The sequence below is a fragment of the Vibrio sp. 970 genome (assembly GCF_033339075.1).
The window spans coordinates 1-6819 of sequence record NZ_JAWOTW010000038.1 but is presented as its reverse complement, the minus strand read 5'-3'; the positions used below and the strand labels follow the sequence as shown (position 1 = coordinate 6819).

5 protein-coding genes and 1 pseudogene are annotated in these 6819 nt (G+C 56.5%); 3 read left to right on the top strand and 3 right to left on the bottom strand.

Translation table 11 applies throughout. The annotated features are described in order from the left end of the window. The 3 genes and pseudogenes from R7Q11_RS24265 to dfrA16 form a co-directional block, all read right to left on the bottom strand. Positions 1-219, bottom strand: a 219-nt coding sequence (locus tag R7Q11_RS24265) for a DMT family transporter (protein WP_001981783.1), incomplete at its 3' end; no start/stop codon positions are given. A 116-nt stretch (positions 220-335) separates the two neighbouring features. Next, a pseudogene (locus tag R7Q11_RS24260) lies at positions 336-1174 on the bottom strand (AadA family aminoglycoside 3''-O-nucleotidyltransferase). Between the two features lie 104 nt (positions 1175-1278). Beyond that, complete coding sequence (dfrA16, locus tag R7Q11_RS24255) at positions 1279-1752, bottom strand: trimethoprim-resistant dihydrofolate reductase DfrA16 (protein WP_032490158.1); 474 nt, start codon at positions 1750-1752, stop codon at positions 1279-1281. Positions 1753-1907: 155 nt separating this feature from the next. On the opposite strand from dfrA16, the gene intI1 reads away from it, so the two are divergent. The 3 genes from intI1 to R7Q11_RS24240 all read left to right on the top strand — a co-directional run bounded on the left by intI1 (position 1908) and on the right by R7Q11_RS24240 (position 6750). Beyond that, positions 1908-2921 carry a class 1 integron integrase IntI1 gene (gene intI1 / locus R7Q11_RS24250; RefSeq protein WP_000845048.1) on the top strand — a complete coding sequence of 338 codons (1014 nt, stop codon included), beginning with the start codon at positions 1908-1910 and terminating at the stop codon, positions 2919-2921. 296 nt (positions 2922-3217) lie between these two features. Then, positions 3218-3775 carry a recombinase family protein gene (locus R7Q11_RS24245; protein WP_001162012.1) on the top strand — a complete coding sequence of 186 codons (558 nt, stop codon included), beginning with the start codon at positions 3218-3220 and terminating at the stop codon, positions 3773-3775. Positions 3776-3777: 2 nt separating this feature from the next. Continuing rightward, positions 3778-6750, top strand: a complete 2973-nt coding sequence (locus R7Q11_RS24240) for a Tn3 family transposase (RefSeq protein ID WP_001138073.1) — start codon at positions 3778-3780, stop codon at positions 6748-6750. Positions 6751-6819 lie beyond the last annotated feature (69 nt).

Below are 6819 nucleotides of genomic sequence, written 5' to 3'. Positions count from 1 at the left end.
GGCTGTAATTATGACGACGCCGAGTCCCGACCAGACTGCATAAGCAACACCGACAGGGATGGATTTCAGAACCAGAGAAAGAAAATAAAATGCGATGCCATAACCGATTATGACAACGGCGGAAGGGGCAAGCTTAGTAAAGCCCTCGCTAGATTTTAATGCGGATGTTGCGATTACTTCGCCAACTATTGCGATAACAAGAAAAAGCCAGCCTTTCATGATATATCTCCCAATTTGTGTAGGGCTTATTATGCACGCTTAAAAATAATAAAAGCAGACTTGACCTGATAGTTTGGCTGTGAGCAATTATGTGCTTAGTGCATCTAACGCCGGAGTTAAGCCGCCGCGCGTAGCGCGGTCGGCTTGAACGAATTGTTAGACATCATTTACCAACTGACTTGATGATCTCGCCTTTCACAAAGCGAATAAATTCTTCCAAGTGATCTGCGCGTGAGGCCAAGTGATCTTCTTTTTGTCCCAGATAAGCTTGCTTAGCTTCAAGTAAGACGGGCTGATACTGGGCAGGTAGGCGTTTTATTGCCCAGTCGGCAGCGACATCCTTCGGCGCGATTTTGCCGGTTATTGCGCTGTACCAAATGCGGGACAACGTAAGCACTACATTTCGCTCATCGCCGGCCCAGTCGGGCTGCGAGTTCCATAGCTTCAAGGTTTCCCTCAGCGCCTCGAATAGATCCTGTTCAGGAACCGGGTCAAAGAATTCCTCCGCTGCCGGACCTACCAAGGCAACGCTATGTTCTCTTGCTTTTGTAAGCAGGATAGCTAGATCAATGTCGATCATGGCTGGCTCGAAGATACCCGCAAGAATGTCATTGCGCTGCCATTCTCCAAATTGCAGCTCGCGCTTAGCCGGATAACGCCACGGGATGATGTCGTCATGCACGACAAGGGTGACTTCTATAGCGCGGAGCGTCTCGCTCTCGCCAGGGAAAGCCGAAGCCTCCATAAGGTCATTGAGCAATGCTCGCCGCGTCGTTTCATCAAGCTTTACGGCCACAGTAACCAACAAATCAATATCGCTGTATGGCTTCAGGCCGCCATCCACTGCGGAGCCGTACAAATGCACGGCCAGCAACGTTGATTCCAGATGGCGCTCAATGACGCTTAGCACCTCTGATAGTTGGTTCGAAATTTCGATGGTCACCGCTACCCTCATGATGTCTAACGCCCGCCTCAACTGCCGGAGGTTAATGGCGCCTTTTTTGCAGCTCCACCGCAAAAAAAGGTGACAGTAACCGGAGGTCAGATTGCAGGCGCTTGTTAACTCTTTTGCCAGATTTGATAACAATAGTTAATGTTAGACTCGAAATCTTGCTCAAATACCAACTTGAATGTATCTGGGATTTCAGGAAAAACTATGTCTCCATCTCGCTCGATGTCGACTGTTGAAATATGCAAAGTATCTACTTTGGAAATCAAGCTTTTGTATATTTCACCACCACCAGAAACGATAACATGATCCGTGATTTCCTCTAAATTTATTAAGGCATCCTGAATTGAGGAGAAAACCATTACACCCTCATCATTCGTAGAAAAATTAGAGCGAGTTACAACTGCATACTTTCGATTTGGGAGAGCGCCCATTGACTCAAAAGTTTTGCGTCCAACTAAAAGCCATTGATTATATGTAATTGCCTTAAATAGAAGTTGCTCGCCTTTGGCGCTCCATGGAATATCTGGTCCATTACCGATAATACCGTTCTTCGACTTGGCAGCCATTAGTGATAACTTCACGATTTCTCCCTCGAGTTAACTTTGTTTTAGGGCGACTGCCCTGCTGCGTAACATCGTTGCTGCTCCATAACATCAAACATCGACCCACGGCGTAACGCGCTTGCTGCTTGGATGCCCGAGGCATAGACTGTACAAAAAAACAGTCATAACAAGCCATGAAAACCGCCACTGCGCCGTTACCACCGCTGCGTTCGGTCAAGGTTCTGGACCAGTTGCGTGAGCGCATACGCTACTTGCATTACAGTTTACGAACCGAACAGGCTTATGTCCACTGGGTTCGTGCCTTCATCCGTTTCCACGGTGTGCGTCACCCGGCAACCTTGGGCAGCAGCGAAGTCGAGGCATTTCTGTCCTGGCTGGCGAACGAGCGCAAGGTTTCGGTCTCCACGCATCGTCAGGCATTGGCGGCCTTGCTGTTCTTCTACGGCAAGGTGCTGTGCACGGATCTGCCCTGGCTTCAGGAGATCGGAAGACCTCGGCCGTCGCGGCGCTTGCCGGTGGTGCTGACCCCGGATGAAGTGGTTCGCATCCTCGGTTTTCTGGAAGGCGAGCATCGTTTGTTCGCCCAGCTTCTGTATGGAACGGGCATGCGGATCAGTGAGGGTTTGCAACTGCGGGTCAAGGATCTGGATTTCGATCACGGCACGATCATCGTGCGGGAGGGCAAGGGCTCCAAGGATCGGGCCTTGATGTTACCCGAGAGCTTGGCACCCAGCCTGCGCGAGCAGCTGTCGCGTGCACGGGCATGGTGGCTGAAGGACCAGGCCGAGGGCCGCAGCGGCGTTGCGCTTCCCGACGCCCTTGAGCGGAAGTATCCGCGCGCCGGGCATTCCTGGCCGTGGTTCTGGGTTTTTGCGCAGCACACGCATTCGACCGATCCACGGAGCGGTGTCGTGCGTCGCCATCACATGTATGACCAGACCTTTCAGCGCGCCTTCAAACGTGCCGTAGAACAAGCAGGCATCACGAAGCCCGCCACACCGCACACCCTCCGCCACTCGTTCGCGACGGCCTTGCTCCGCAGCGGTTACGACATTCGAACCGTGCAGGATCTGCTCGGCCATTCCGACGTCTCTACGACGATGATTTACACGCATGTGCTGAAAGTTGGCGGTGCCGGAGTGCGCTCACCGCTTGATGCGCTGCCGCCCCTCACTAGTGAGAGGTAGGGCAGCGCAAGTCAATCCTGGCGGATTCACTACCCCTGCGCGAAGGCCATCGGTGCCGCATCGAACGGCCGGTTGCGGAAAGTCCTCCCTGCGTCCGCTGATGGCCGGCAGCAGCCCGTCGTTGCCTGATGGATCCAACCCCTCCGCTGCTATAGTGCAGTCGGCTTCTGACGTTCAGTGCAGCCGTCTTCTGAAAACGACAAACGATGTCAGAATAGAGTTAAATTTCCTATTGATTGACATATTCCGTCAAAGGTAATAGATTTCATCCTGACACTTTTGCCTTTGGAGGCATCTTGCAAGGTCAACGCATCGGCTATGTCCGCGTCAGCAGCTTCGACCAGAACCCGGAACGGCAATTGGAGGGTGTTCAGGTGGCGCGGGTGTTCACCGACAAGGCTTCTGGCAAGGACACCCAGCGTCCCGAGCTGGAAAGGCTGCTGGCCTTCGTCCGCGAGGGCGACACCGTGGTGGTGCATAGCATGGACAGGCTGGCACGCAACCTTGATGACCTGCGCCGCATCGTCCAAGGGCTGACACAACGGGGCGTGCGCATGGAGTTCGTCAAAGAAGGGCTGAAGTTCACCGGCGAGGACTCACCGATGGCCAATCTGATGCTGTCGGTCATGGGAGCCTTCGCTGAGTTCGAGCGCGCCCTGATCCGCGAACGTCAGCGCGAGGGAATCGTGCTGGCCAAGCAGCGCGGTGCCTACCGGGGACGAAAGAAATCGCTGAACAGCGAACAAATTGCCGAGTTGAAACGGCGAGTTGCGGCAGGCGACCAAAAAACCTTGGTGGCCCGTGACTTCGGCATCAGCCGCGAAACCTTGTACCAGTACCTGCGGGAAGACTGACCATGCCACGCCGCTCAATCCTGTCCGCCACCGAGCGCGAAAGCCTGCTGGCACTGCCAGATGCCAAAGACGAACTGATACGGCACTACACGTTCAACGAAACCGACCTGTCGGTGATCCGTCAGCGTCGCGGCGCCGCGAATCGATTGGGCTTCGCTGTGCAGCTTTGCTACTTGCGATTCCCTGGCACCTTTTTGGGCGTCGATGAGCCTCCGTTTCCGCCCCTGTTGCGCATGGTGGCCGCGCAACTCAAGATGCCAGTGGAAAGTTGGAGCGAGTACGGCCAGCGCGAACAGACACGGCGGGAGCACTTGGTCGAGCTGCAAACGGTTTTTGGGTTCAAGCCCTTCACCATGAGCCACTATCGGCAAGCCGTGCATACATTGACCGAGCTGGCCTTGCAGACCGACAAAGGCATCGTGCTGGCGAGCGCACTTGTCGAGAATCTGCGGCGGCAGAGCATTATCCTGCCCGCCATGAATGCCATCGAGCGCGCAAGCGCCGAGGCCATCACCCGTGCCAACCGACGCATTTACGCGGCGCTGACCGATTCTTTGTTATCACCCCACCGTCAGCGCCTGGACGAACTTCTCAAGCGCAAGGACGGCAGTAAAGTGACGTGGCTGGCATGGCTGCGCCAGTCGCCTGCCAAACCGAACTCTCGCCACATGCTCGAACATATTGAGCGCCTGAAATCCTGGCAAGCACTTGATCTGCCCGCAGGCATCGAGCGGCAGGTTCACCAGAACCGCCTGCTCAAAATCGCTCGTGAAGGTGGCCAGATGACGCCTGCTGATCTGGCAAAGTTCGAGGTGCAACGACGCTATGCCACGCTGGTAGCGCTGGCCATCGAAGGCATGGCCACCGTCACCGATGAAATCATCGACCTTCACGATCGCATCATCGGCAAGCTGTTCAACGCGGCCAAGAACAAGCATCAGCAGCAGTTCCAGGCTTCCGGCAAGGCGATCAACGACAAGGTGCGGATGTATGGGCGCATCGGTCAAGCGTTGATTGAGGCCAAGCAAAGCGGCAGCGATCCGTTCGCCGCCATCGAGGCCGTTATGCCCTGGGACACCTTCGCCGCCAGCGTCACCGAAGCGCAAACATTGGCGCGGCCTGCCGACTTTGATTTCCTGCACCACATCGGTGAAAGCTATGCCACGCTACGCCGCTACGCGCCGCAGTTCCTGGGCGTGCTCAAATTGCGGGCTGCGCCCGCCGCCAAGGGTGTGCTCGATGCCATCGACATGCTGCGCGGCATGAACAGCGACAGCGCGCGCAAGGTGCCCGCCGATGCGCCAACCGCATTCATCAAGCCGCGCTGGGCAAAGCTGGTTCTGACCGACGACGGCATCGACCGGCGTTACTACGAGTTATGCGCCCTGTCGGAGCTGAAGAACGCGCTGCGCTCCGGTGATGTCTGGGTGCAGGGTTCTCGCCAGTTCAAGGACTTCGACGAATACCTGGTGCCGGTCGAGAAGTTCGCCACTTTGAAGCTGGCCAGCGAATTGCCGCTGGCAGTGGCCACCGACTGCGACCAATACCTGCATGACCGGTTGGAATTGTTGGAGGCGCAACTCGCCACAGTCAACCGCATGGCTGCGGCCAACGACTTACCGGATGCCATCATCACCACCGCGTCAGGCCTGAAGATCACGCCGCTGGACGCGGCAGTACCAGACGCCGCGCAAGCCATGATCGACCAGACAGCTATGCTGCTGCCGCACCTCAAAATCACCGAGTTGCTGATGGAGGTCGATGAATGGACGGGCTTCACCCGCCACTTCACACACCTGAAGACCAGCGACACGGCCAAGGACAAAACCTTGCTGTTGACGACGATCCTGGCCGACGCGATCAACCTGGGTCTGACCAAAATGGCCGAGTCCTGCCCTGGCACCACCTACGCCAAGCTGTCTTGGCTGCAAGCCTGGCACATCCGCGATGAAACCTATTCGACGGCGCTGGCCGAGCTGGTGAATGCGCAGTTTCGGCAACCCTTCGCCGGCAACTGGGGTGACGGCACCACGTCATCGTCGGACGGCCAGAACTTCAGAACCGGCAGCAAAGCAGAAAGCACTGGTCATATCAACCCGAAGTATGGAAGCAGTCCAGGACGGACTTTCTACACCCATATCTCCGACCAGTACGCGCCCTTCAGTGCCAAGGTGGTCAACGTGGGCATTCGTGATTCAACTTACGTGCTTGATGGCCTGCTGTACCACGAGTCGGACTTGCGCATCGAGGAACACTACACCGACACGGCAGGCTTCACCGATCACGTGTTTGGCTTGATGCATTTGCTGGGATTTCGCTTCGCGCCGCGTATCCGTGACTTGGGCGAAACCAAGCTATTCATCCCCAAGGGCGATGCCGCCTATGACGCGCTCAAGCCGATGATTAGCAGCGACAGGCTGAACATCAAGCAAATACGCGCCCATTGGGATGAAATTCTGCGGCTGGCCACCTCCATCAAGCAAGGCACGGTAACGGCTTCGCTGATGCTGCGCAAACTCGGCAGCTACCCGCGCCAGAACGGCTTGGCCGTGGCGTTGCGCGAGCTGGGGCGCATCGAGCGCACGCTGTTCATTTTGGATTGGCTGCAAAGCGTGGAGCTGCGCCGCCGCGTCCATGCGGGGCTGAATAAGGGCGAGGCGCGCAACGCGCTGGCCAGGGCGGTCTTCTTCTACCGATTGGGTGAAATCCGCGACCGCAGTTTTGAGCAGCAGCGCTACCGGGCCAGCGGCCTCAATCTGGTGACGGCGGCCATCGTGTTGTGGAACACGGTATATCTGGAGCGTGCCACCAGTGCTTTGCGTGGCAACGGCACGGCGCTGGACGACACATTGTTGCAATATCTGTCGCCGCTGGGGTGGGAGCACATCAACCTGACCGGCGATTACCTATGGCGCAGCAGCGCCAAGGTCGGTGCGGGGAAGTTTAGGCCATTGCGACCGCTGCCACCGGCTTAGCGTGCTTTATTTAATGAGATGGTCACTCCCTCCTTCCCAGTACTATGCTGAGGACAGGCTTTCATTCGG

What these genes read in the sequence shown, in the direction of transcription:
- R7Q11_RS24240 (WP_001138073.1), top strand. Translation starts at nt 3,778, where the DNA reads ATGCCACGCCGCTCAATCCTGTCCGCCACCGAGCGCGAAAGCCTGCTG.
- intI1 (WP_000845048.1), top strand. Translation starts at nt 1,908, where the DNA reads ATGAAAACCGCCACTGCGCCGTTACCACCGCTGCGTTCGGTCAAGGTT.